The 26,542-nt window shown below is 55.5% G+C and carries 23 protein-coding genes; 10 read left to right on the top strand and 13 right to left on the bottom strand.

Translation table 11 applies throughout. The features are described 5' to 3' along the window. The first annotated feature begins 15 nt into the window (after positions 1–15). Positions 16–660, top strand: coding sequence for an OmpH/Skp family outer membrane protein (locus ABD931_RS21595; RefSeq protein WP_345270039.1), 645 nt, complete (start codon positions 16–18; stop codon positions 658–660). 202 nt (positions 661–862) lie between these two features. Here the strand turns inward: ABD931_RS21595 and ABD931_RS21590 are convergent, their stop codons facing one another. The 10 genes from ABD931_RS21590 to ABD931_RS21545 form a co-directional block, all read right to left on the bottom strand. Then, on the bottom strand, positions 863–1,978 hold the full coding sequence (locus ABD931_RS21590) for a DUF3089 domain-containing protein (protein WP_345270037.1): 1,116 nt from the start codon (positions 1,976–1,978) through the stop codon (positions 863–865). Between the two features lie 77 nt (positions 1,979–2,055). Continuing rightward, a complete protein-coding gene (locus ABD931_RS21585) occupies positions 2,056–2,523 on the bottom strand; it encodes an RES family NAD+ phosphorylase (protein ID WP_345270036.1) in 468 nt (155 codons plus the stop codon). A 1-nt stretch (position 2,524) separates the two neighbouring features. After that, the gene (locus ABD931_RS21580; protein WP_345270035.1) at positions 2,525–2,950 is read right to left on the bottom strand and encodes an Xre family toxin-antitoxin system antitoxin; all 426 of its coding nucleotides are present in this window, start codon (positions 2,948–2,950) and stop codon (positions 2,525–2,527) included. Positions 2,951–3,002: 52 nt separating this feature from the next. Beyond that, entirely contained in the window at positions 3,003–3,389 is a 387-nt protein-coding gene (locus tag ABD931_RS21575) for a spore germination protein GerW family protein (protein ID WP_345270034.1), read from the bottom strand. Between the two features lie 21 nt (positions 3,390–3,410). Next, positions 3,411–5,021, bottom strand: coding sequence for a bifunctional aminoglycoside phosphotransferase/ATP-binding protein (locus ABD931_RS21570; RefSeq protein ID WP_345270033.1), 1,611 nt, complete (start codon positions 5,019–5,021; stop codon positions 3,411–3,413). 55 nt (positions 5,022–5,076) lie between these two features. Further along, positions 5,077–5,784 (bottom strand): hypothetical protein, encoded by a 708-nt coding sequence (locus tag ABD931_RS21565; protein ID WP_345270031.1) that lies wholly within the window; start codon positions 5,782–5,784, stop codon positions 5,077–5,079. 92 nt (positions 5,785–5,876) lie between these two features. Next, entirely contained in the window at positions 5,877–6,353 is a 477-nt protein-coding gene (locus tag ABD931_RS21560; RefSeq protein WP_345270030.1) for a glycosyl hydrolase, read from the bottom strand. A gap of 3 nt (positions 6,354–6,356) precedes the next feature. Next, positions 6,357–6,530: a hypothetical protein gene (locus ABD931_RS21555; RefSeq protein WP_345270029.1), complete on the bottom strand. Its 174-nt coding sequence runs from the start codon at positions 6,528–6,530 to the stop codon at positions 6,357–6,359. Between the two features lie 96 nt (positions 6,531–6,626). Then, a complete protein-coding gene (locus ABD931_RS21550) occupies positions 6,627–8,345 on the bottom strand; it encodes a GMC oxidoreductase (RefSeq protein WP_345270028.1) in 1,719 nt (572 codons plus the stop codon). A gap of 102 nt (positions 8,346–8,447) precedes the next feature. After that, positions 8,448–8,987 (bottom strand): gluconate 2-dehydrogenase subunit 3 family protein, encoded by a 540-nt coding sequence (locus ABD931_RS21545; RefSeq protein WP_345270027.1) that lies wholly within the window; start codon positions 8,985–8,987, stop codon positions 8,448–8,450. Positions 8,988–9,211: 224 nt separating this feature from the next. On the opposite strand from ABD931_RS21545, the gene treS reads away from it, so the two are divergent. Both treS and ABD931_RS21535 read left to right on the top strand, forming a co-directional pair. Next, positions 9,212–12,526, top strand: coding sequence for a maltose alpha-D-glucosyltransferase (treS, locus tag ABD931_RS21540; RefSeq protein WP_345270026.1), 3,315 nt, complete (start codon positions 9,212–9,214; stop codon positions 12,524–12,526). A gap of 249 nt (positions 12,527–12,775) precedes the next feature. Then, on the top strand, positions 12,776–14,926 hold the full coding sequence (locus ABD931_RS21535; RefSeq protein ID WP_345270025.1) for a catalase: 2,151 nt from the start codon (positions 12,776–12,778) through the stop codon (positions 14,924–14,926). A 9-nt stretch (positions 14,927–14,935) separates the two neighbouring features. Here ABD931_RS21535 and ABD931_RS21530 read toward each other — a convergent pair whose 3' ends face one another. Together ABD931_RS21530 and ABD931_RS21525 are read right to left on the bottom strand one after the other, a co-directional pair. After that, positions 14,936–15,151, bottom strand: coding sequence for a type II toxin-antitoxin system HicA family toxin (locus ABD931_RS21530; protein WP_345270023.1), 216 nt, complete (start codon positions 15,149–15,151; stop codon positions 14,936–14,938). Beyond that, positions 15,148–15,366, bottom strand: a complete 219-nt coding sequence (locus tag ABD931_RS21525) for a type II toxin-antitoxin system HicB family antitoxin (RefSeq protein ID WP_345270022.1) — start codon at positions 15,364–15,366, stop codon at positions 15,148–15,150. Before ABD931_RS21525 ends, ABD931_RS21530 begins: the two co-directional genes overlap by 4 nt. A gap of 200 nt (positions 15,367–15,566) precedes the next feature. On the opposite strand from ABD931_RS21525, the gene ABD931_RS21520 reads away from it, so the two are divergent. Then, positions 15,567–17,051 (top strand): helix-turn-helix domain-containing protein, encoded by a 1,485-nt coding sequence (locus ABD931_RS21520; protein ID WP_345270187.1) that lies wholly within the window; start codon positions 15,567–15,569, stop codon positions 17,049–17,051. 76 nt (positions 17,052–17,127) lie between these two features. On the opposite strand, the gene ABD931_RS21515 is transcribed toward ABD931_RS21520, so the two are convergent. After that, complete coding sequence (locus ABD931_RS21515; RefSeq protein WP_345270021.1) at positions 17,128–18,327, bottom strand: acyl-CoA dehydrogenase family protein; 1,200 nt, start codon at positions 18,325–18,327, stop codon at positions 17,128–17,130. A gap of 233 nt (positions 18,328–18,560) precedes the next feature. On the opposite strand from ABD931_RS21515, the gene ABD931_RS21510 reads away from it, so the two are divergent. The 6 genes from ABD931_RS21510 to ABD931_RS21485 all read left to right on the top strand — a co-directional run bounded on the left by ABD931_RS21510 (position 18,561) and on the right by ABD931_RS21485 (position 26,539). Further along, positions 18,561–20,141 (top strand): NAD(P)/FAD-dependent oxidoreductase, encoded by a 1,581-nt coding sequence (locus tag ABD931_RS21510; protein ID WP_345270020.1) that lies wholly within the window; start codon positions 18,561–18,563, stop codon positions 20,139–20,141. Beyond that, positions 20,138–21,283: a hypothetical protein gene (locus tag ABD931_RS21505; RefSeq protein ID WP_345270019.1), complete on the top strand. Its 1,146-nt coding sequence runs from the start codon at positions 20,138–20,140 to the stop codon at positions 21,281–21,283. Before ABD931_RS21510 ends, ABD931_RS21505 begins: the two co-directional genes overlap by 4 nt. 103 nt (positions 21,284–21,386) lie before the next feature. After that, a complete protein-coding gene (locus ABD931_RS21500; protein ID WP_345270017.1) occupies positions 21,387–22,022 on the top strand; it encodes an NUDIX hydrolase in 636 nt (211 codons plus the stop codon). A gap of 149 nt (positions 22,023–22,171) precedes the next feature. Then, positions 22,172–24,874: a DNA gyrase/topoisomerase IV subunit A gene (locus ABD931_RS21495; protein ID WP_345270016.1), complete on the top strand. Its 2,703-nt coding sequence runs from the start codon at positions 22,172–22,174 to the stop codon at positions 24,872–24,874. 3 nt (positions 24,875–24,877) lie between these two features. Then, positions 24,878–25,576 (top strand): SanA/YdcF family protein, encoded by a 699-nt coding sequence (locus ABD931_RS21490; RefSeq protein WP_345270015.1) that lies wholly within the window; start codon positions 24,878–24,880, stop codon positions 25,574–25,576. A gap of 141 nt (positions 25,577–25,717) precedes the next feature. Beyond that, positions 25,718–26,539, top strand: coding sequence for a DUF6597 domain-containing transcriptional factor (locus ABD931_RS21485; protein ID WP_345270014.1), 822 nt, complete (start codon positions 25,718–25,720; stop codon positions 26,537–26,539). Positions 26,540–26,542: the final 3 nt, after the last annotated feature.

The following is a 26,542-nucleotide window of genomic DNA, read 5'->3' as shown; positions in this document are numbered from 1 at the left end:
CGAAAAATTTAGTCGATGAAAACCCTTCTAATCCTGTTCAGTCTGTTATGGCCGCTGGCCGCTTCGGCGCAAACCTCCGAAACTGGTTCGGGTACAGCCGCCCCGCAGATGGCCGCCCCGCTGAAAATTGGTTATACCAGCCTGGGGTATATTCTGGAGCAGATGCCGGAGATGAAAACCGCCAACAACCAGCTTACGCTGCAGCAGACGCAGTCGCAAAATGAAATGAAGCGCCTGCAAACCGAGCTTCAGACAAAATATGCCGCCTACCAGCAGAGAGCCGCCCAGATGAGCGAGGTAATCCGGAAGGACAAAGAAACCGAACTGCAAACCCTGAACAACCGGATTCAGGAATTTGCCCGCACGGCCGATGAGGGCATTCAGAAGAGGTATGATCAGTTGGTTGCTCCGCTTTTACAAAAAGCCCAGGCGGCTATTGATACCGTGGCGAAAGAAAACGGCTATACCTACATCCTGAGCACCGACAGCGGAACCAACGCCCTGCCCAACCTGCTCTACGCCCCCAAAGAACACGACATTACCGAACTGGTCCTGAAAAAATTAGGCGTCAGCGTTACTCCTCCCCCATCTACTGGTACTACAACCCCGCCTAAAAGCAATAATCCCGCCGTCAAACCAGCCCCCTCAAAGAAGAACTAAGCTCGCGTAGTTGCACCCGGGGAAGATCCGGCATAGGTTGCAACAACCACGGTGCATTCAGCCTGGTTATGTTCATTGGAAAACCAAAATGGCTGATGGTGAAGTAAAAAGTCAACCTGGGCTCGTCCGCGTTACAAACGCGGACGAGCAGGGATACGGATACAATGCGCATATGGGGTTTGCACAAAAATTAGCGTTCTCCTTACCGCTGCTGCGCCAGATAGGCATCGATCCGGGCTTTTACATTGTGGCGGATATCCATCCAGAACAGATTGTAATCCAGTGTGTGCAGATTCTCCATTTTCCCGATACGCTCCCCAACTTTATCAGGCAGCGTTACCCACAGGATTTTAGAGGCCGGTTCAATGCCGGCGCTGATGCTCTGCGGGACCACCAGGTTAAACCGCAGCAACGCGCCGGCATGTTGCTCTCGGGAGACCCAGTCCGTCGCGGTGGTCCAGGTCAGGGGATTGACGCAGACCGAATTTCCGTTTTCCTGCGCCACCAGCCGGGGATTGGCCCCTTTCTGATAACTGCGCCAGCCCACAAAGCAGCCTGTAGCCGTCGGCGCACTGCCAACGGGAATATGGGCGAAGGTATTTACCGGAATGTGGTAGCCGATGAGGTAGGCACAAACGAGCTGTTGCTGCAACGGCTTCCCGTCAAAAAACTCCCGCAGCAGCCGGATGGCGTGCATTGTCCCCTGGCTGTGGGAGGCAATGATGATGGGTCGCCCCTGATTGGCGTGGGCCAGGTAATACGCAAAAGCCGCTTTTATGTCGCCGTACGCCAGATCAAAAGCTTTTTGGGCTGAGGGCGAATCCCGCACGAAAAAGGCTTTGATGTTGGCCTGCCGGTAACGGGGCGCAAATACGCGGGCGCTGCCGTTGAATACCGACGCCTGGTACAGAATAGCCCGCGAATCGGTGCGCCGGTTGACGGCCGTATCGGTCAGGTCGGCATTCCAGGCCGTATGCTGCATGGCTTCAAAGAGGTCACGGCGGTTCGACCCGGGGTTCAGGATCTCATTTTCGTCGCCATCGCCGATGTAGGAGGTCGGGTGAATAAAGAATACGTCGGCGCGGCTGGTTCGTTGTTCCCCCTTCAGGAAAAGGGGAATGCTATCGCCGGGGTCCGGCTTATCCGGCGAAGCCGCCCAGTAGGTCAGCTTGCTGTAATCGGGCACCGGCCCCGTGTTGGGCGCGGCATCGCGGGTGAAACGCTGCTCGGCATACCGCTGCAGCAGCCGGCCCCGCTGGGCAACAGACAGGGAGTAGCCGGCCAAAACCAGGCTCATTACCAATAAGATCGATCGCATCAGGGCACTATTTTAAAGGATCATATTAGCCTTAACGGTATTTTCGGCCGGTCATTGCCGGAAAAGGCTTGGCAGCCTTACGGCGACCACAACCGGGAATCGATTATTAACGGCTTTTCATCGAGAACCCTGATTTCGCTATACTGTGGATGGGCCAGATGCAGCAGGTAATTAACGCCATCCGGCATTACGGATGACGGTACGCCCAGGGCAAGTACATCAGGCAGGGCAAGCCAGTCGGAGAGAATATATTGACTTCGGGCATAGGTATTTTCATTCCACTGAGCCGGTAACTCTCCGGCATTTAGTATGCGTCGGCTCCCATCCGGAATGTCTACCGTTAAAAGCTGATAAGCGGGCAGTTCGGCGTAGGGTATGCGAGGCATATGTACTAAAATCTTCACCAAAGCCAGTGCCGGGTGTTCGGCTGTATACAGAATACCGATGCCCGGCGGATTCCAGCGACCGCCGTTTATACGGGTCCCTTCAACAGCCAGGGGTCTGTCGGCGTATTTCTGCCGGACTACCCGATATACCAGCGCCATCCTATCCGGAAATACCGTGGTCGATTCGGCCCAATACCCGGTCTACCAGTGTATAGCCAGTGACTGTATCCAGAGTTTGTAAAGGAGTCTGATTATCCAGTTCCCGTAGGGGTGTCCGCAGCCAGTTCACTACGGTTGCCGGCCTCCCTTCGAAGGTATCTAATGCGTGTTGCAGCAGATTTTCCAACAGGAGCAGCCGCTCCGATGCGTCCTGACTGATCCGCTGATCTGTTTTCAGGCGGTGCAGATAGCTGGTTGACAAGCCTAATGCCGCAGCGAGTTCTTTATCGGTTAACCCGACGAGTTGAGCCACCCGATCCGCTTCTGCCCGTAAAACGCCCTGCCGGCTGCGAACCACAATCTCCTGTTCGGTAAACGGTAGCGCGGTCATTCGCTTTCCTGAATATGCTTTGGATAGAGAAGCCATACAATGAACTTTTTCACTAAATCAAGTAGAAAAGTTCACTTTTCAATTAGACTCACTTCTTCCGGCGTCGCAGCCCGATGATTCCGCTGAGCACAAAGCCAAGTGCCACTCCCAGGGCTACGTAACGACCGGGCCGCAGGGGTATGTAGCGCGTATAGTCGGGCGTCACTTCGATAAATCCCTGCGGTTGAACAACAAGCCCCCCGCCAACTCCTCCGCCTTCGCCCCGGCTGCCGTCGGGAGTTTCTGCTTTAGGGCCGTGGTTGCCTGAGTGGCCTGCCCCGTAGCCGCCCCCGAAGCCCATCATGACCCGGGCAATGGGGATGATCGTTTTCTGGCCGGCCACAATCGGCTCACCGTATACTTTTTGCACCGATGCGCTTCCGGTCATGCGCTCCGTCACCGTCTGGAGTAGTTCATGTGTCAGTGGCTCATTCATAGAAACAGAACGATTAACCGGTTATAGTTTATTGGCGATAATCGCTTTGGGTACGCCGGCTTCCCGAAACCAGGGAAACACCCGTCTCTCAATAAGCTGATCAACCGGCTCACCCGTATCGACCGGTAACACCGTGTCTGCCAGGTCAGCCACGGCATACGACAGATGAAAGGTCTCCGGCGCGTAATCCGACAGGCGCAAATCTGATACGGTCGCCTGGCCCTCCCGGCTACGCAGCCGCTGAAGAATCAACGCTTCGGACGCTTGGGTCTGAATCACCAGCAGCCGAATGCCCTCCTGCCGGCACTGATCCCTCAACGCCTGTAGGTGACGGGGCTCCCGGTACGTAGCATCCACCATAGCGGCTCCGGCCAGTTTTACTTCCTGCAGCGCCTGCCCGGTCAGCCTGTTATACACCTGGTCGGTCATGGCCGGGGTATAGAGTTGAGCCCGCTCCGGATCGGGTAAGCGGGTCAATGGTTCTACTCCGGCCTGTTGCTTGCGGAGCCTATCCGAGCTTAGGTGCGCCACGCCCAGCCAGGAGGCCAGCGCAGCGGCCAGCGTTGATTTGCCACTGGCTACACTGCCCAGACAAACCACAACGGTTGGTGCCGAACCCAGCAGGGAGTACCGAAGCGCCAACTGGTAATACCGCCGGGCTTTCTGCCGGCTGGCCTCCCGCTCCGGCTCCGGCACCTCCGTTTCGGCGGCTTTCAGCCTGTTTACTTTGCCGCGCACACAGGCCCGGTAAGTCTTGTAAAACGTCAGCAATGCGCCCACATCCTCTGTTTCCAGCGCGTTCAGCAGCTTAGTCTCCAGATAACCGGCTAAATGCCGGCACCGTCGATACTCCAGGTCCATCAGCAAAAACGCAATGTCGTTGAGCCAGTCGAGGCAGCGCAGCTTCCGATCGAACTCCAGACAATCATAGATGTTGACTGCACTGCCTTCGATATGAATGTGCTCGCAACGCAGGTCGCCATGTCCTTCCACAATCCGCCGGGTCGCCATCCGGTGCAAGAAACGTTCGCTTTCGCTATCGGGAAAGCCGGAGAGGTACTGAAACAAAGAATACGCCGTTGAGGCCGGCATACCCACCTGTTCCAGTTCCCCGGTGCCGGGAGTCACCGCACGCGCAAGCCGGCGAACCTGCCGGACACTCCCATACGACCTCATCCCCAGGGTTGCTTTCGATTGCCGGTAGAATCGAATGAGGGTTGCAGCAACCCGGTCCAGCACCGTCAGCGAAAATGCCGGCCGCCGGATCTGGTTGACCAGCAGGCCTTCTTCCGACAGCCGGTGCATCTGAATGACGTAGTTGACGACTCGCCCCTCCGGATAAAACTGCAACCGGCCCTGATAGAAATAGACCGGCAGCAGGTCTACGTACAACGACGGACTTAGCCGGCGGTTGAGCCGGATTTCCTCCTTACAGAAATGCAACCGCCGTTTGGGGGTCGAAAAATTCAGAAAATCAAACCGAACCGGCTTCTTCAGCTTATACACATAAGTATCTGCTATGGCTACCACCGAGATATGCGTCTGCCGGATCTCCACTGCAGTGGTCGGGTCGGCATACGAACCGGGCCGGGCAAGAAACTCGATATAATCGGATAGCGTCGGGGCAGTCATAGCAGAACGGTAGGGTAAAAATGCACTACATAGTTCCTATGTTCAGCGGGAATGGCTACTGAGCCGGCGAGTTGTAGTGACTCAGGGCCTGAATCACCTGTTCTTCGGTAAGCTTCCGGCGGGGCAGCTCGTGCAGCACTTTTTCGGCCTGATCGCCCAGGGCCGCCAGCACCGACTTTCGGGTCAGATATACCGATTCCGGAGCGGCACTCCCTTTCTTGATGTAGTACTGTTCCTGAATCTCGTAATGGCCGTCAAATTCTTCCTCTTTGGAGTTCGTGTAGCCATTGTTGGTTACGGCGGCCTTTAACTGGCATTTGAATGTCTTCAGTAGGCGGGTGGGTCCATCGTTAAGTACCAGGTAATACCGGTTACCTTTTCCTTTCGTTCCATCCCAGACAAACCGATTACTGCCAATGGTAAACGCTTCGGGGGTTACTTTCTGAATAGTTTCGCTGTTCTGGAGCTTTACCAGCAGTTCATCGCTCATCAGGTTGTAAGCCAGCGAACAGCGTATCTGGCGGCTCCCGATCTGAATAGTCCCATCCTGCCAGATTGGAAAACCAAAAAATTCACTACCCAGATACGTGATCTCCCGGTGCGAAGGTCCTCCCATTCCGGTTGTCTGGGGCATGATCTGGGCATAATACATGACGCAAATGGTTACGACCCGGCCCCGGGCATCTTTGGCCACATCGCACCGCTGCCCATGTGCGCCGGCACAAAAGAGACATACCAAAGCCAAAAGACAGATCCTGCGCATGCAACAAATAGCTATTGTTTCCTAAGCAATATAACTACTTTCCGAGCGAATTAGCTAAAAATCAGGCCGAAGAAGCCGTCTTTTACGGGGCCTTAGCGTCGGGCCAGGTCCGGCTGGCCTGTCTGATCGCGGCTACCGAAGCCGGATCGGAGCGGAATGTGCAGTCGAGGGATTTGTACGTAGTCATTATATCGCTGCCGTTGTGGCAAAAAACCACCGCTTTTATCGCTCGGCACTCCGTTGGCAGGGTGCCGAGCGCATCCGTAAACCAGGCGGGTCAATTGCCGCCAACGGGTAGCGAACCAAATTCGCAGACGATCGATCACTTTATAGAGCGAGACCCGATCGTAAAACGAACCGATCACCTCCCGAAAAGACCACCACTGACGCCAGGGGGCCACCGTACCGTAGTTGGTGGCCGTAGTCCCGACCCAATCGACGAAGGTATGACCGGGATAGAAGTTCTCAAAAGTTTCGTGGGCCGGGTGCGGAGACCACACCCAGATGGCGTTAGTGGCCCACAGCGCAGAAAAAACGGCTCGCCGAATTTTTTGGCATCCTGTGCCCATTTATCAATGGTACGCGTCGTAATGCCCGCCGGCAATAGCCCGCATACCTCCCATGTTCCTGTTTCCGGCCTGGCCATTGACCGGAAACAGGTCGGGGTTGAAATCATCCAGCCAGGGATCCCAGGTACTCAACTGACGGCAATAACCGCTATACGCTTTTTTTAATGAGCCTTGCATCCGCAAAAAAGCCTGCCTTTTACAGGGCAGGCTTTTTTGCGGATGCTCGTCAAATTGCTTGTTCGCAACAGTAGACAAGCGACAGACCAACCCAGCTTACAGATTCTTCTTTTTCATCTCGCTGACGGCGTAGTTGGCCGCCCGGGCAGTGATAGCCATAAACGTAAGGGAGGGGTTTTGCGTGGAGGTGGAGGTCATACAGGCTCCGTCGGTCACAAAGACATTCTTACAATTATGAAACTGGTTCCACTTGTTGAGCATCGAGGTTTTGGGGTCTTTACCCATGCGCACCCCGCCCATTTCGTGGATGTCCAGGCCCGGTGCTTTGTTCGGATTGTCGTGGGTCTGGATATTTTTGAAGCCGGACAGGGTCAGCATTTCGGTCATGGACTCGTGGAAGTCTTTGATCATCTTCTCGTCGTTGTCGTCGTAGCCGATTGAGACGCGCAACTGCGGAATGCCCCACGGGTCGGTCAGGCTGCTATCCAGCGATACGGTACTGCTTTCTTTCGGAATAGTCTCGCCCATCATGTGCGAGCTGACGCGCCAGTTACCCAGATTACGCGCCATCAGGCTGGCCTTCAGGTCTTCGCCAATGGCCGAGCGGTCCATGTCGAGCATTCGGCTGGAACCGAAACCGGCCGCCCAGCCGCGCAGGAAATCGGTTTCCTGCTTAAAGACATTGCGGAACCGCGGGATATAGCTGCTGTTGGGGCGGTTGCCTTCGGTGGTCACGTCCAGGAAGCCTTCGTACTCGGCCGAAATGGTGGTCCGGAAATTATGGAACGCCATATACTTGCCCAGCAGGCCATTGTCGTTGCCGAGCCCGTTCGGGAAGCGGTCCGATGTGGAGTTCAGCAGAATCAGGTTGGAGTTCAGGCAGGCGGCATTCACAAAGATCACGCGGGCGTAGTAATCGGTCATTTCTTTCGTGTTGGCGTCGATCACCCGCACACCGGAGGCTTTGCCTTTCTTCGCATCGTAGATAATGGATTGCACCACCGAATTGGGCCGGAGCGTCATCTTACCCGTTTTGGCCGCCCACGGCAATGTCGATGAGTTGCTGCTGAAGTACCCACCGTAGGGACAGCCCCGCTGGCACAGGGTGCGATTCTGGCACTGCGCCCGCCCCTGCTGAAAGTGGATCGGCTGCGGCTTGGTTAGGTGGGCGCAGCGGCCAATGATAATCGGCCGGGCACCTTTGTACTGCTTCGCCATCTGGTCGGTGAAATATTTCTCCACGCATGACTGCTCATGCGGGGGCAGAAACTCGCCGTCGGGCAATTGGGGCAGGCCATCTTTATTGCCCGAAATACCGGCAAACTTCTCGACGTAGCTGTACCAGGGGGCTATATCCTGGTAGCCGATAGGCCACTCCACGGCAAAACCGTCGCGGGCCGGACCGTCGAAATCATACTGTGACCAGCGCTGCGTACCCCGCGCCCACATCAGCGACTTCCCGCCAACCTGGTAGCCCCGAATCCAGTCGAACGGCTTATCCTGGATGTAGGGATGTTCGGCATCTTTGACAAAGAAATGCGACGCATCTTCCCGGTTCGCGTAGCACCGGCTGGCAATGGGGTTGGCATCCCGGTAGTCTTTGGTGAGTTGTTCTCCGTGCTGAAACTCCCACGGCTGCGTCATCGCTGTTGGGTAATCCTGGATATGCTTTACGTCGCGGCCCCGCTCCAGCACGAGGGTCCGCAAGCCTCCGCCGGTCAGCTCTTTAGCCGCCCAGCCACCGCTGATGCCTGAGCCAATCACAATGGCATCGAAGGTGCGGTCTTTTATGGAATCTATGTTCAGATAGGACATGTTTGTTTCAAGTTCCAGGTTTCAGGTTCCAGGTTTCAGGTTTCATGTGGGCTGGGCATACAACCCTGAAACTTGAAACCTGGAACCTGAAACATTTGTAAACTATTTCTTTTCCGTAAGTGAGCGCGTTGGAGCCGGTACGCAGCCGTGGTAAAAACCGGGGGCCATCACGTATTTGGCGACGTTGGTGAGGTAATACTCGGAGTTCATATAGCCCTGAATAGTCAGGTTCTTGATCAGACCGGCAAAGCGTTTGGTTACCTCGTCGGTTGAGGCACTGAGCTTCGAGAGTACATCCGTACGCTGTGTGGCATCGCAGGCCGCAAACGCTTTTGCGTAAGTCTGCCGGGCGGTTTCTTCTGTGGCGGCAAGCCCTTTGGTGAGGGCGGTCTGAGCGGGTTCGCCGTAGCAGTCGTTGATCATCCGCAAGGCAAACTGATGCACCTTGAGCGATTTAGCGCCGGGGGTGTCCGTCTCCGGAATAATCGTTTCTACAATTTCGCCCAGCAGGGTTTGCTGATCGGCAGGCAGGCCGGAAACGGAACCGATGGATTCGGGCGTCCAGCCATTAGCCCAGGCCGGCAGGCTCACCAGTCCGCCTATCGCCCCGGCTATACTCTTCAGTGCGGATCGTCGTTGCATATTCATCAAATAGGAGAAGAGAAAAATAAATATCGAAAGTTCCAGAAAGACTTCGATTTGTTATAAAAGCAAGTAGCCCGGCAAAGCTAATCATCCCCGCCGGTAACAAACACCGCTTCCATCAGTTTATCATACGTAACCATTTGTCTGGCTGATTCCCGCAACCGGCGTTCGTCCGGTACAGGCCGCTATAGATTAACCCAAGAAAACTGCTCCGATACGTTATGGCAGATCAAAGACCCCTTTTAGACGATAAACTGCACTGGTACAAAGACGCCGTTATTTACGAATTACACATCAAAGCCTTCCGCGACGGCAACGGCGACGGTATTGGTGATTTCAAAGGATTGCTGGAGAAGCTCGATTACCTGCAGGAACTGGGCATTACGGCTATCTGGCTGCTGCCGTTCTACCCCTCACCCCTGCGTGACGACGGCTACGACATTGCCGATTATTACAGCATCAACCCCCGCTACGGCAATATCGACGATTTCAAACAACTGCTGGACGAAGCGCATAAACGCAACCTGAAAGTTATAACCGAGCTGGTCATCAACCACACCTCCGACCAGCACCCGTGGTTTCAGCGGGCGCGGCAGGCCCCCAAAGGCTCCCCCGAACGGGAGTTCTACGTCTGGACCGACGACCCGACCCAGTACAAAGATGTCCGGATCATCTTCCAGGATTTCGAAGCTTCCAACTGGACCTGGGACCCGGTGGCGCAGCAGTACTACTGGCACCGGTTTTTCTACCACCAGCCCGACCTCAACTACGACAGTCCGCTGGTGCAGGAAGAAATCTTTAAAATTCTCGATTACTGGTGCGCCATGGGCGTCGACGGTTTCCGGCTCGATGCCGTGCCCTACCTCTTCGAGCGCGAAGGCACTAACGGCGAGAACCTGCCGGAGACGCACGCCTTCCTGAAAAAGCTACGCAAACACATCGATGAGCAATTCCCCGGCATCGCCTTTCTGGCCGAAGCCAACATGTGGCCCGAAGATTCGGCCTCGTATTTCGGCGACGGCGATGAGTGCCACATGAACTACCACTTCCCGGTGATGCCCCGCATGTTTATGTCGCTCCAGATGGAAGACCGCTACCCCATCACCGACATTTTCGACCAGACGCCGGCCATTCCGGAGGTTTGCCAGTGGGCTATGTTCCTGCGCAACCACGACGAGCTGACCCTGGAGATGGTGACCGACGAAGAACGCGACTACATGTATAAGGTCTATGCCAAAGACCCGAAGGCTCGCATCAATCTCGGTATCCGGCACCGACTGGCTCCGCTGATGGAGAACAACCGCCGGCGCATTGAACTGATGAACTCGCTGCTGTTTTCACTGCCCGGTACGCCCGTAATCTACTACGGCGATGAGATCGGCATGGGCGACAACGTCTACCTGGGCGACCGCGACGGCGTCCGGACACCCATGCAGTGGTCACCCGACCGCAACGCCGGCTTCTCGGAATCCAACCCGCAGCAGTTGTACCTGCCGACGATTCTGGACCCGGAATACCATTACGAATCGGTGAATGTGGAGATGCAGCGCCGAAATACCTCCTCGCTGTTCTGGTTCATGAAGCACATCATTACCATGCGGAAGCGCTACAAAGCTTTTAGCCGGGGTGACATGAAATTCCTGCCCCTTGAGAACCCGAAGGTACTGGCCTTTACCCGCACCTACGAAGACGAAACGCTGCTGATTGTGGTGAACCTGTCCAAGTTCTCGCAGCCGGCAGAGATCGACCTGAACGATTTCAGCGGCTACGTACCGGTTGAGGTGTTCAGCCGGAACCGGTTTCCCACTATTCGCGAAGAGCGGCCCTATTTCTTCACCCTCAGCGCCCATGAGTTCCAGTGGTTTTTGCTGGAGAAAGTCCGGAACGAAGCCCATGCCGTAGAATCCCTGCCGGAACTGCGGCTGGACCGCTGGGAAGAGCTGCTGAGTACCAGCACCCGCAGCCGGCTGGAAAGCACGCTGTTCCCGGCCTTTCTGCGTAAGTCGAGCTGGTTCAGCGGTAATGGCCGCAGCATTTTCAGCCTCGCCATCAGCGAACAGGCCACGCTGACGGTGATGGATCAGTCCGCTTATCTGCTGCTGCTGGAGGTATCCTTCGAGAGCGGCCTGCCCGAACACTACCTGCTGCCGGTAATGTTTGTGCAGGAGCCTGAAGCCCGCAGCATTGGCGAGAACTGTCCGCAGGCCGTTATCTCGCAACTCCGCATCGGCGATCAGGAGGGGCTGCTTTGCGACGCACTGTTTACCGCCGACTTTCAGCAGCACCTGCTGGCCAATTTACTGACCAACAAACAGCTTTCGCTCTCGAACAGTACGCTGGCCTTTACCGGTAATCCAGGCCTGGGTGAAATTGTGGAGGGTATGGACGATATCCGGTCCCGGATCTATCCGGTTGTGCGGGATTATACGGCCATTACCTACGACAACCGCTTCTTCCTGAAGATCTACCGCAAGGTAGACCGGGCCATCAACCCCGACGTGGAGTTGAGCCGGTACCTTTGCGAGCAGGCCTCGTTTCCCCACACGCCCCGGTATTTCGGATCAATTGAGTGGCGGTTACCTAAAGACAGCGTTCAGATCGGTCTGATTCAGGAGTTGGTGGAGAACCACGGCGACGGCCGCAGCTTCATGATCGAACGACTGAACAACTACATCGAGCGGATACTGGCCCGCGATCGCGAAATGCTCCGGCCCGACGAACGAATAGGTACCCTGACCGACCCTACGCCGTTTGACGACCTGCCTGAGCATCTGCGCGAGCTGCTGGGTGCCCACGCGGCCGGACAGGCCTGGCAGATGGGTATTCGCCTGGCCGAACTGCACCGGGCGCTGGCGGCCCGTACTAATCACCGAGACTTTACGCCCGAAGAGTTTTCGCTGCATTACCAGCGGTCGCTGTTCTCGTCTATGCAGGCGCAGGTGCGGGAAAGCTACGAATTGCTGTCCCGGAACATGACAAAGCTGCCCGACCCTATCCGGCAGGAAGTTCAGGCCATTACCAACCGGAAAGAAGACATCCTCAACACCCTGAAGCGAATATACGCGAAGAAGCTGGATGTGGTCAAGATCCGGATTCACGGCAATATGCGGCTCCAGCAGGTCTTGTTTACCGGCAAGGACATGACCATTACCAACTTCGGCGGTGACCCCACCCGACCCTATAGCGAACGGCGGCTGAAACGCTCTCCGCTGCGCGATGTGGCGGCCATGATCCGCTCGTTTTATCAGGTGGCCTACGATGGCCTTCAGGCGACCCACCTCGTGGCCCAGGAGGATATTTCAACCCTGCTGCCGTTTGCCGACCTCTGGGCCTACCACATGAGCGGCTTCTTTATGGAGGGCTATCTGAAGACGATTCAGGACGATACGCTGGTGCCGGCCGATAAAGGCGAGTTCCAGATGATGCTGGACACCTATATGCTGGAACGGGCGGTCAATGACCTGAGCCGGAGCCTCCGCAGCCAACCCGAGCAGGCCCTGGCACCAATACACATTATTCAGTCGATTATCAGGTAAGTATGGCTTGCGCCTACAGCGCAGAAAAACTCCTGGTTGTAGGCGCTGCTACAAACCGCCGGCTCCTCCGGAGCAAAAACTGTCAGCTTGTAGCCGACCAAACAGAATTTTCTCACTCTCAGGCACTTACACAACGTAAATCTAATTAAACTCTAATAACCATAACGTATAGAGGGGGTTATACGAACAGGCGACCCTGACCAGGATCGTCTTACGACTCAACTCACTCAACAAAATTCAGTCTGCGTTATGGAAGACAATAAAAAGCCGGCACCCGACAAAAACCAGGAAGAACAGTACCTTACCACCAACCAGGGCGTAAGAATCAATCACACCGACGACAGCCTGAAAGCCGGCGGCCGGGGACCTACCCTGCTGGAAGACTTCCACTTCCGGGAGAAGATGACGCACTTCGACCACGAGCGGATACCCGAACGGGTGGTTCACCCCCGTGGCTCCGGAGCGCATGGCTACTTCCAGGTGTATGAGTCGATGCAGGAAGTCACCAAGGCTAAATTCCTGCAGGACCCCAGTAAAAAGACGCCTGTTTTTGTCCGGTTCTCCACCGTTGTCGGCTTCCGGGGATCGTCCGATACGGTGCGCGATGTGCGGGGCTTTGCCGTCAAATTCTATACCGAAGATGGTAACTACGACCTGGTGGGCAACAACATGCCGGTGTTTTTTATCCAGGACGCCATCAAGTTCCCCGACCTGGTCCACGCTATCAAACCGGAACCCCATAACGAAATGCCGCAGGCCTCGGCGGCTCACGATAATTTCTGGGATTTTATATCTCTTATGCCCGAGTCGATGCACATGATTATGTGGGTGCTGTCGGACCGGGCGCTGCCCCGCAGCTATTCCATGATGGAGGGCTTTGGCGTGCATACCTTCCGGCTGATTAACGATCAGGGCAAAAGCCGCTTTGTTAAGTTCCACTGGAAGCCCGTAGCCGGTATGCACTCGCTGGTGTGGGATGAAACACAGAAAATTGCCGGTAAGGACCCGGACTTCAACCGGCGCGACCTGTGGGAATCCATCGAAATAGGCAACTACCCGGAGTTTGAACTGGGCGTGCAGATGATCGAGGAAGAGCAGGCCGATGATTTTACCTTCGATATTCTGGATGCCACCAAGATCTGGCCCGAAGAACTGGTGCCGGTAAAGATCATCGGCAAGATGACGCTGGACCGCAACCCGGACAACTTTTTCGCCGAAACCGAGCAGGTTGCCTTCCACCCCGGCCATGTGGTCAGCGGTATCGACGTCACCAACGACCCGCTGTTGCAAGGCCGGCTGTTCTCGTACCTGGATACCCAACTGATCCGGCTCGGTGGCCCCAACTTTGCGGAGATACCCATCAACCGCCCCCATGCCGAGGTAAACAACAACCAGCGAGATGGGTATATGCGCCAGACCATCAACAAAGGGCGCGTCAACTACTTCCCGAACTCGCTGGCCGACGGGTACCCGAAAATGGCTCCCGAGGAGGAGAACGGCTACGTGCATTATCCGGAACACGTACAGGGGCCGAAGATCCGGCACCGGGGCGAGGGTTTCCGCGACCATTTCAGCCAGGCTACCCTGTTTTACAACAGCATGTCGGCCGTCGAGAAAGAACACATTCTGGAAGCGTTCCTGTTTGAACTGGGTAAGGTAGAGACCATGGCCGTTCAGGAGCGCATGGTGCGACTGATTGCCCATGTCGATGCCGACCTGTCGCGGCAGGTAGCCGAAGGGCTGGGCCTCGATCCGCTGCCCGACAAGGAGATAGAGGCTATTCAGGAGGAACTGCGGGCACAGCGGGAGACGCTCTGGAAAAACCGCAAAACGGTAGACCAATCGCCCGCCCTGAGCATGGAAAACACCAGAAAAGATTCTATCAAAGGCCGGAAGGTAGCCATACTGGCGGCCGAGGGGGCCGACGTGGAGCAGATCGTCAGCCTGAAGAATGCCCTGAAAGCCGAAGGTGCCAAGGGAGAAGTGGTATCTACCAAACTGGGCAAGCTGAAGAACCTGGATGAGGTGAAGATCGACAAGACGTTCACCACCACGGCTTCGGTGCTGTACGATGCCGTATACGTAGCCGGTGGCGAAGACAGCGTCGAGAAACTGCGGGTGCAGGGCGACGCGATTCATTTTATCAACGAAGCTTTCAAGCACTGCAAACCCATTGGAGCCACCAGCGAAGGCATCCGGCTGCTCCAGGCCAGCTCCATCCGGGGCGTTAACCTGAATCGGCCCGACGATAACGGAGGGTTATTCAGCGACGATAGCATGACCGACAAAGGCGTAGTGATGGCCGACTCCTATTCGAGCGACTTCTTCACCGCCTTACAAGAATCCATGGCCATGCACCGGCACTGGAACCGGGCCAAAAAAGAAATGGTCCCGGCCTGATTTTCCATTTCACCATTCACTATGCGCAACACCCGCCGGTCGGTATATCCGCCGGCGGGTTTTCTCATAAAGGCGTAAGCAATTTTTGAGCGAATGAGGATTGTTCTCACCATTCTGGGTGGTCCGAATGATGATGTGACTTCCGGTCTGGTGGTGTACCAGATAGCCAACCCGCTCCAGTCGTTTCATCAGGTCGCTGCCGTTCAGATCACGGGGTATCTTCATGAGGCCAGCGCGAAGACTTCCTCAAACTGTAAGCGAACCGTCTGGGGACGCTCCTGGGGCTTATCGAAGTAGTACCCTTGAATAGCGTCTATAATCATAGCCTTCAGTTCTTCGAGAGTATCTCCCTGAGTGACAATTGAGCCGTTGTCCAGGCGGCTTTTGGCCACATAACCGCCGTCTTCGTCAGCCTCTACGGTAAATACTAGCTCTTTCATATTTCAGATTTTAAATCCTCTGGTTGAAACAACCAAAATTTACTTTTTGTCACTTATAAAGTTACTGCTCGCCCGCCGAACCGGTAAAACGACCGGCGGGTTTTCTTTTACGGTTATAAGTAACCAAAGGCCGGCAGCCGGAACAACCACCCCGGCTTTTTTCGTTACTTTACAGAGAGATTATGATAAAAGTTGCCAACGTGTCGTTTCCCACCGACCATATTCGCCTTCTGTTCGGCTTAAAACTCCGGCAGTTGCGCATCGATAAAGGCCTGTCCGTGAGTGAGCTGGCTCAGGCATCGGGTATGTCGGTGTCGTACATTACCGAGATTGAAAAAGGCCGCAAATACCCCAAAACCGACAAAATAGCCGCCCTGGCCAACGCCATGCAGGTGGACTATGACAGTCTGGTTTCGCTGAAACTCAGCAAAAAGCTGGAGCCGATCTCCGACCTGCTGCGCTCCAACTTCCTGACCGAAATACCCCTTGAACTCTTCGGCATCGACCCCGCCGACCTGCTCGAACTGCTGGCCGAAGCCCCCGATAAGGTCAGCGCCATGATCCGGACGTTCATGGACATTGCCCAGAGCTACAACATGAGCGTGGAGCGGCTGTACCTGACCATGCTGCGGTCGTACCAGGAGATGTACGACAACCACTTTGAGGACATTGAAGCAGCTGCCGGCCGGTTCCTGACCGAATTTGTCCCCCAGGGCCAGGAAGTGACCGAGTCGCTACTGACCAACCTGTTGCGGCTGCAGTACAACATCGAAATCCACCAGTTCGACCCGGCGGCTCAGCCTGAACTGGCGCAACTCCGGTCGGTGTTCCGCCCCGAAAGCCAGGTACTGCACCTGAACGCCAACCTGACTACCAACCAGAAAACGTTTATTCTGGCCCGCGAACTGGGTTTTCAGTACCTCAGCCTGAAAGTCCGGCCCTGTACGTATTCGTGGGTCGAAGCCGAGTCGTTCGAGCAGATCCTGAACAACTACAAAGCTTCTTATTTTGCCGGGGCCATTCTGATCCGGCGTGAGCAACTGGTGGCCCGGCTGGAGGAGTTCTTCCGGCGGGACACCTGGAGCAGCGATGATTTTCTGCAACTCATCGCCGACTTCCGGTCCACCCCGGAGCGCTTTTTCTACCGGCTCAGCAACATCCTGCCCAGGGACTTCGGCATCGACCAGTTGTTCTTTTACCGGTTCAACAATACCGCCGGACAGAACATCTTCCGGCTGACTAAAGAGATGCACCTGTCGCGGCTACAGGGCCCCAGAGGGATGGTGGATGAGCACCACTGCCGCCGGTGGGTCGCCCTCACCAGCTTACAGGAGCTGGCCCTGTTGCAACAGCAAAAGGAATTCAGCGGAGCTTTGTGCCGGGCGCAGCTTTCCCAGTATGTCGATACGGACCGAACTTACCTGATTATTACGGTAGCGCACCCCTACCAGCCGGAAGTAGGGCAAAACATGAGCGTATCCATGTGTTTTGCCGTCAACGACGCCCTCCGCAGCAAGATGCGCTTCCTGAACAACCCCGCCAACGGCATCACCCACCGCATCGTCAACGAAGCCTGCGAGCGCTGCGGCCTCTTCGACTGCCGGGAGCGCGTAGCCGCCCCCACCGTCCTCCAGAAACGGAGACAGTTGGAGGGGATGAAGCGGGGAATGGAGCTTTTGAAGTGAAGAGTTAAGAATTATTTCGGCTTCGCTCATTTGGTTGCGCCAGCCTAATTCTTAACTCTTCACTCTTAATTCTTCACTATTTAAAAGCGGGTAGCCCCGTAATCTCCGCCCCCAGAATCAGCAGGTGAATGTCGTGGGTGCCTTCATAGGTCACTACCGATTCGAGGTTCATCAGGTGGCGCATGATCGGGTAGTCGCTGGTGATGCCCATACCGCCGAGGATCTGGCGGGACTCGCGGGCAACGCGGAGGGCCATTTCCACGTTGTTGCGTTTGGCGAGGGAAATCTGGGCAGAGGTGGCCGTTCCCTGATCTTTTAGCATACCGAGCCGCCAGCAGATGAGCTGGGCTTTGGTGATCTCGGTCAGCATTTCGGCCAGTTTCTTTTGGGTGAGCTGAAAACCGGCGATGGGCTTACCAAACTGCACCCGCTCCTGGGCGTAGCGCCGGGCGGTTTCGTAGCAGTCCATGGCCACGCCCACCGCGCCCCAGGCAATGCCGTAGCGAGCCTGATCCAGGCAGGATAGGGCCGCTTTCAGTCCTTCGGCACCGGGTAGTAAGTTCTCCTTCGGCACCTTCACATCCTCAAACACCAGTTCGCCGGTGATGCTGGCCCGCAAGGAGAGTTTGTTGTGAATTTCGGGGGTGGAGAAACCTTCCATGCCGCGCTCTACAATCAGGCCTTTAATGGCACCCTGGTCGTTTTTGGCCCAGACAAGGGCAATGTCGGCCAGCGGGGAATTGGTGATCCACATCTTGCTGCCGTTGAGCAGGTAATAATCGCTGCGCTCGATAAACCCGGTTTCCATACCGCCGGGGTTGGAGCCGTGGCCGGGTTCGGTCAGCCCGAAACAGCCGAGCAGGTCACCGCTAGCCAGCCTGGGCAAAAACCGGCGCTTCTGCTCTTCGCTTCCGTACGCGTAAATCGGGTACATCACCAGTGAACTCTGCACGGATACCGTCGACCGCATCCCCGAATCGCCCCGCTCAATTTCCTGCATCATCAGGCCGTACGACAGATAGTCCAGACCACCACCCCCGTACTCAGAAGGCAGCGTCGTGCCAAAGGCACCAATCTGCGCGAACTTCTTCACGATGAACGCCGGGAACTCGGCCCGCTCGGCATAGTCTTCGATAATGGGTGTGATTTCCCGCTTCACAAAGTCACGCATCGACGAGCGCACCAGCCGGTGTTCGGGGGTCAGCAGGTCGTCGATGTTGTAAAAATCAGGGGATTCAAACAGGTCGGTTTTATTGCGTGCTGTTGTTGGTTGCATAAGCTTGGTAGTCGTTAGTGAATTAGTCGATAGTCATTAGTCAATAGTCGGGCGGCCTGATGGTAAATAGCATGAAATCGGCAAAGCCTACTATCGACTATTGACTATCGGCTATCGACTCCTAAATTCAGAACTCAAAACAAAAAGCGAATGTTGTTTCTGAAGCGGTCAGAATTACCGCCAAATTATATTTTTTTGTGATTCTGTAAGGATAACTACCTTACCATCCGACGATGATTCATTCCCTATCGCTCACGCTGAGCCCCGAACAGGCACTGGACGAACCAACCTTCCGGGTCATTGCGCTAGAGCACGTACGACTTACCAATACCGCCGAACCGATTGTCCGCAAACGCCGGCAATCCATCGACGCCCGTGGCCGGCAGGTGCGGGTTCACGTCGATGCCGAAGTGATCGTCGGCGAAACGCCACCGCCCGTACTGGAATTCCGGAAAGAATACCCGGACGTCAGCCGCGCACCGCAGGCTATTGTGGTGGGTGCCGGTCCGGCCGGTCTCTTTGCGGCTTTGCGGCTGATCGAACTGGGCATAAAACCTATTGTGCTGGAACGCGGCAGCGACGTCCGCACCCGACGTCGTGACCTGGCCGCCATTAACAAAGACCATATCGTGAACCCGGAATCCAACTACTGCTTCGGCGAAGGCGGAGCCGGTACTTACTCCGACGGTAAACTCTACACGCGGTCGACCAAACGCGGCAACGTCCGGCGCATTCTGGAAATTCTGGTCGCCCACGGCGCTACCGACCAGATCCTGGTAGACGCCCATCCGCATATCGGCACCAACAAATTACCTTATGTCGTTGCCGACCTTCGCCAGAGTATTCTGGATGCGGGGGGTGAAGTGCGTTTCGACACCAAAGTGACCGGGCTGATTGTAGAGCAGGACGAGATGAAAGGCGTTATTACGGCCAACGGCGACGAAATTACCGGCCTCGGTGTCATCCTGGCAACCGGCCACTCAGCCCGTGACATCTTTTACCTGCTGCGGGACAATAACATTGCCATCGAAGCCAAGTCCTTTGCGATGGGCGTCCGCATCGAGCACCAGCAGGCGCTGATCGACCAGTTGCAGTACCACCGCCCCAATCGCGGGGAGTACCTCCCGGCGGCATCGTACAGCCTGGTGACGCAGACGCGGCATAATGGCGTAGAACGGGGCGTCTTTTCATTCTGCATGTGCCCCGGCGGGTTTATTGTCCCGTCGGCTACGGCACCCGGCGAACTGGTCGTCAACGGTATGTCCCCCTCGCGCCGGGACTCCCGGTTTGCCAACTCCGGCCTGGTGGTCGCCATTACCGAAGCCGACCTGAAACCCTACCGGCAACACGGCCCCCTGGCGGGGCTGGTGATGCAGCAGGACCTGGAACAGCGGGCCTGCCGGTTGGCCGGACTTAATCAGACGGCCCCGGCGCAACGGATAGCCGATTTTGTAAACGGCCGCGTTTCTCCTAACTTGTTGCCCACCTCCTACCAGCCCGGTCTGGCGTCGGTGGATATGGCTGATGTCCTGCCCGACCACATTGCGCAGCCGCTGCGGCAGGGGCTGCGCGAGTTCGGGAAGAAAATGCGGGGCTACCTGTCCAACGAGGGGCAGATCATCGGGGCGGAGAGCCGTACCTCGTCGCCGGTCCGGATACCGCGCCAGTCCGATACCTGCGAGCACGTGCAGGTACGCCGGCTGTTTCCGTGTGGCGAAGGAGCCGGGTACGCCGGCGGTATCGTGTCGGCCGCCATGGACGGCGAACGCTGCGCCGAACAATTAGTAAACTTGTACCATTCACATTCGTTATGAAGCATTTGCGTTGGGTGTTCTTCCTGCTGGCTGGTCTGATTGCGTTACCTGCTCTGGCTCAGATTAAGGCAGAATCACTGTTCCGGTTCGGCCCCGAGGTGGCGAAGCTTACCCTGAAAGGACCGGTTAAACGCGTTACCCAGGAGCAGTCACCCATCAGTAACAAGAAAGAGGACTGGCTCGACGGCTCTTCCGGGACGAATTATACGGAGACCTACGATCAGCAGGGCAGGCTGATAGAAAAAATAAGCCGGGATGATTTTAACACGCCCACCAGCATTCACCGGTATACCTATACTACCAATGGGCAGGTCACCGCACTGGAGATCGAAGACTTACGACCCAATGCGCTGATGGGCCGCCACGAGGGCCGGATTGATTATGAGTACGGGGAGAATACGTATATCGTTCGTGACAAGCGAGTGATTGGCAACAAGCCTGTTAAGAAACGTACGGAAACCATACTGGATAAACGAAAGCGTACTCTGGTGCAACGGACATTCGAACTGGATACGGTAATGACCCAGGAACTAATCTATCGGTGGGATAAGCGGGGTTATGTAACGGAAAAGATTAGCCGGTTTAATTCCCGACAACCGTTTTTTGAATCCACGACGGAGGAAAGCCTTGAGGATTTAATGAAGCGGGCAGGTGTAGCGTTAACGGAATGGGAACAAAAAAAGCTGGACAGCCTGAGGCAACGGGAGAAGGCTGCCCGGCGCGTCAGCCAAAAGTCCCTACCCACCTGGCGGTCTGATACAACCAGGGAGGTATATGTGTACGACCGGAAAGACCGGCCCGTTCGACAGGAAACGTATCGCTATAACAGACGGACCGATGTAGCTACATACAGCTATGGATCGGAAGCGCACCAGATTATCCGGCAATCATTTGACCAAAACGGCGAACTGGTCTCGGAGATGATCACCAATCTGCACCCCGAAAAGCAGTATATCCTTTCGGACCGCAGTCGAAGCAAATTTGACGGTAAATGGAATGAGCTCACGTATGAACACAAGAATTATCCCAGTCCTGTTTTTCGGTACCAGTACGATAAATTTGGCAACTGGATTGAGCAGAAGCAGGAAGGTGGGTCCGGCAAATCCAACAACCTGATTCGCCGGATTGAGTATTACGAATAGTTAAACAGTTTCAAGTTCCAGGTTTGGACAAATCCTTCAACTACTGAAACTTGAAACCGCCGGGCGGCCCCGCTGAAACTTGAAACAAATGATGAAACCCTGAATGTTGCAAACGTCATTTACAACCTTTACCGAAACCCTTGAAAAGAAACTGCGGGAGCCGTTGCCGGGAGAGGCTGCCCATCGGAAGATGGCATCGGCATCGCGGCTGCGGCAGATGCTGAAACCCAATGAGCGTACCCGCAAGAGTGCTGTACTGATTGTGTTTTACCCGTACCAGGGTTCCATTTACATGCCCCTGATCCTGCGGCCGATTTACGATGGCGTTCATGCCGGGCAGATGGCGTTTCCGGGCGGGCGCATGGAGCGTACCGACCGCAGTCTGATTCAGACCGCCCTCCGCGAAGCACAGGAGGAAATCGGTATTCGGGTGACGGACGTGCGGGTGTTGGGAAAGCTCACGGAACTGTATATTCCGCCGAGCAATTTCTTTGTGCTACCGGTGGTGGGTGTGCTCCCCCACCGCCCCGAGTTTTACCCCGATCCCCGCGAAGTCGACCGGGTGGTGGAAGTGGAGTTGCGTAGCCTGATGGACGAGAGCATCATCGGCATCAACGAGATCGAGGTGCGGGGTACCACCATTAACGCTCCGTTCTACCAGATTCAGGAGTTCCGGGTGTGGGGAGCCACGGCCATGATGATCAGCGAGCTGCTGACCGTTATTGATCATCTTGTCTGATTTCAGCCAAAAACTGCCATTTTTGCCGCAAAAAGCGGTTTTTATCGGATTTTTTTGTATATTTAAGGAGTCATAGACAGGTCTGGACGTTCGCATCAGACATGCTCTGCAAAACCCGCCTGTCACCCATTTTTCAATCGTAACGCTTCATGATGAACGAACAGGAACATCAGGAACCTACCGAATCCAAAACAACAAATACGAAGAAAGAAGAAACCCTGCACGAACAAACCGTGGTGTCGGGGCTTTACGAAAACTGGTTTCTGGAGTATGCCTCGTACGTAATCCTGGAACGGGCGGTGCCGGCCGTTGAGGACGGCCTGAAGCCGGTGCAACGCCGGATTCTGCACGCCCTGAAGGAGATGGACGACGGGCGCTTCAACAAGGTAGCCAACGTGATCGGCCAGACCATGCAGTATCACCCGCATGGCGATGCCTCCATCAACGAGGCACTGGTCACCATCGGGCAGAAAAATATCCTTTTCGATACTCAGGGCAACTGGGGTGACATTCGCACCGGCGACGGTGCGGCCGCTCCCCGCTACATCGAAGTGCGGCTTTCCAAGTTTGCCAACGAAGTTGTTTATAACAACGACACTACCGAGTGGCAATTGTCGTACGACGGTCGGAAGCGAGAGCCCGTAGCGCTGCCGGTCAAGTTTCCGCTGCTGCTGGCGCTGGGCGTGGAGGGTATCGCCGTTGGTCTGTCGACCAAAATTCTGCCGCATAACTTCAACGAACTGATCGAGGCATCTATCCAGATCCTGAAAGATAAGCCGGTGGTGCTTTACCCCGACTTCCCCACGGGTGGTCAGATCGACGTCAGCAATTATAACGACGGCCTGCGGGGCGGCAAAGTACGGGTTCGCGCCAGGATTGAGGAGCTGGACAAAAAGACGCTCATCATCCGCGAAATTCCGTTCGGCACCACCACCACCTCGGTGAAGGACTCCATTATCAAGGCCAATGACGACGGGAAGATCAAGATCAAGAAAGTGGAAGACCTGACGTCGAAAGACGTGGAGATTCACGTGCACCTGGCACCCGGTGTCTCGCCTGACATCACCATCGACGCGCTGTATGCCTTTACCGAGTGTGAGGTGTCCATATCGCCGAACGCCTGTGTGATTATTGCCGATAAGCCGCACTTCGTAACGGTACTGGACATTCTGAAGCTCAACACGCACCAGACGGTGCATCTGCTACAGCGTGAACTGGAGATCCGGAAGCATGAGCTGATGGAGAAGCTGCTGTATAGTTCGCTGGAGAAGATCTTTATCGAAAAGCGCATCTACCGCAAGATCGAGGAGTGCGAAACGTTTGAAGCGGTGATCGAAACCATCGATAAGGCCTTGAAGCCGTACAAGAAGGAATTCTACCGCGAGATTACGGAAGACGACATCATCCGGCTGACGGAGATTAAGATCAAGCGGATTTCGAAATACGATGCGTTTAAAGCCGATGAACTGATGCGGAGACTCGAGCAGGAGCTCGCCGAAACGGAGGACAACCTGGCCAACATCATCCGGTACTCGATTCAGTATTACAAAGACCTCCAGAAGAAGTACGGCAAAGGGCGCGACCGCAAAACCGAGATTCGGGCGTTCAACACCATTGCCGCCAATGTGGTGGCGGCCGCCAACCAGAAGCTGTACGTCGACCGTGAAGGGGGCTTCATCGGCTCCGGCCTGAAGAAGGACGAGTACGTGATGGACTGCTCCGACATCGACGATATTATCGTGTTCCGGCGCGACGGCAAGTGCCTTGTCACAAAAATTGCGGATAAAGTCTTCGTCGGTAAGGATATTATCTACGTTTCCGTCTTTAAGAAGAATGACGAGCGGAAGATCTACAACCTGGTGTACCTCGACGGCAAGTCGGGTATTTCGATGGCCAAGCGCTTCCCGATCACAGCCGTAACCCGTGACCGCGAGTACGACCTGACGATGGGCAACCCAAAGTCGAAGGTGTTGTATTTTACGGCCAACGACAACGGCGAAGCGGAGGTAATCACGGTGAATCTGACGGCTCAGAGTTCGGCCAAAGTAAAACAGTTCGACTTTGACTTTGCGACGCTGGGGGTCAAGAACCGGTCGGCGCAGGGCAATATCATGACCCGGTATCCGGTGCGGAAGATCGTGCAGAAGAGCGGGGGCGTATCGACCCTGGGCGGGGTAGACATCTGGTACGACGATCACCTGGGCCGGTTGAACCGCGACGAACGGGGTCGCCTGCTGGGCAACTTCGACGCCAAAGACAGCATACTGGTCGCCTACAAAGACGGCACCTACGAGCTGACGAGCTTCGACCTGACCAACCGCTACGAGCCGCACGATATTGCCGTGCTGGAGAAGTTCGATCCGGAGCGGGTCTTATCGGCGGTGTATTACGAGGCCAACCAGAAAGCCTGGTATGTGAAGCGGTTTAAGGTAGAGACCACTACGCTCGATAAGAAATTTAGTTTCATCGGTGACGGCAAAGGCTCCAAACTTGGGGCAGTGACCAGCGACCGGCATCCGCGTATGGAGCTAACCTACCAGCTCAAAGAGCGTGGCCCGGTCGAAAAGATGGTGCTGGAACCGGAAGGTTTTATTGATATACGCGGCTGGAAAGCGCTGGGCAGCAAATTACCGTACGCCAGGGTGAAAGATGTCAAATTGCTGGCTCCGCGCGTTATTGACGAAAAACCGGCTCCGGCAGGCGGCAAAATTACGACTAACGGAAAAGCTACCGGCAAACCGGCGCAGGAAGTCCTGCCGGCCGAAGCCGTCGAAGAGGTTCCGGCAACCGACGTTGCGGCAACCGACGTTGCGGCAACTACTGAACCGGTCCAGTTAGGTTTGTTTTCTTAACCAATGAACCCAACGTTGTACACCACAGATTACACCGATCAGAAGACGCGCTCCCGCGTATCGATGCGGCAGGTCAAGCGGTTTATCAAGGGAGGAATCCTGCTGGCATTCCTCACCCTGATCGTAATTCTGCTGTGTAACTGGTGGGTGGTGTACAGCACCAGGGGTCAGATTTTCTTTAATATTCACCAGCTTCCTTCCAACGACGTAGCCCTGGTACTGGGTACCAGTAAGCACGTCAAAGGCGGAAAAGAAAACCTTTTCTTCCGCTACCGGATGGAGGCTACCGCCCGGCTTTTCAAGGAGGGCAAGATCAAATACATTATCCTGAGCGGCAACAACGATTCGGAGTACTACAACGAGCCTTCCGACATGAAGAAAGCCCTGATTAAGTTGGGCGTACCCGAATCGGTGCTGACGCTCGACTACGCCGGCTACCGCACCTTCGACTCGGTGGTGCGCTGCAAGGAGGTGTTCAACCAGGAGAATATCACCATTATCTCCCAGAACTTCCACAACGCCCGCGCCCTGTATATCTGCGCCCATGAAGGGATTAATGCAGTAGCCTTTGCCGCCCAGGACGTGCCCGACGGGTACTCGTTCCGCACCCTCATCCGGGAGTATCTGGCTCGTCCGCGTGCCATGCTGGACGTTTACCTTTTCCGCCCCCAACCCGTTTACATCAACCGGGAAATCAAATAGGTTCCGGTTACCGTTTGCTCAATGCGCCGAAGAATTCCTGCAAAATTTCACTTAACTTTCTGGTAGCCAAGCCACACGGGTCTGTTTAAACAGCGCCGTGTGGAGCTTGTGTTCTTCTTGCTTACACCAGAATCAAAGCTTATGCTTTACAGGAAATTTAAACCGGCTTTGTCCCTGCAACCATTTGTGGAATGCTATTATAGGTGGGATAGTGAGCAGCGACTGACCGAAACGTTCAGGGTCGAATCGCCACCGAGTGGTTACGGATCCATTGTTTTGAACTACGGCGGTGCCTACTCGATCCAAAACCCCAAGCATCCGGTGCTGGCAGTTCCTTCTGCTTTTATTACCGGTCAGGCTACCCATAGCTATCAGTTAACGCTACAGGACCGGATCGACATGGTTGGGGTCGTGTTCAAACCGGCCGGATTGAACAGCCTGTTCGGTTTACCCATGTATGAGTTCTCCGACGAGCGCGTTGCCCTCTCCGACGTGCTGGGTAATAACATGCAGGAACTATACGATCGCATTGGTGAAGCATCAGACGCAGCTACCCGTATTGCGCTGCTGGAGCAGTTTCTGCTGGACCGGCTGTCGCGGCTGAAGTCACCCTTTAACCGGACCGATTATGCCGCCAACCTGATTATTGAGAAACGGGGCATCATCAACATCAACGAACTGATCGACGACCTCTACATCTGCCGCCGTCAGTTTGAGCGGCAGTTCCTGCAAAAAGTCGGTGTCAGCGCAAAATACTACGCCCGGATACGCCGGATTGGCTATATTTTGGGCGAGTTTGTGGCTAATCGCTGGCACGTAACCGACTGGCACGAGCTGATTTACCGCGCCGGTTATTACGATCAGTCTCATTTTATCAAAGAGTTTACCGGCTTTACCGGTAAGCGCCCAACTGTATATGCCCGGCAGAATATCGAACTGGCCAAATACCTCAGTGAACAATAAAGC

Source organism: Nibrella viscosa, assembly GCF_039541875.1.
Taxonomy (GTDB): domain Bacteria; phylum Bacteroidota; class Bacteroidia; order Cytophagales; family Spirosomataceae; genus Nibrella; species Nibrella viscosa.
This window is presented reverse-complemented; position numbering and strand designations above follow the sequence as displayed.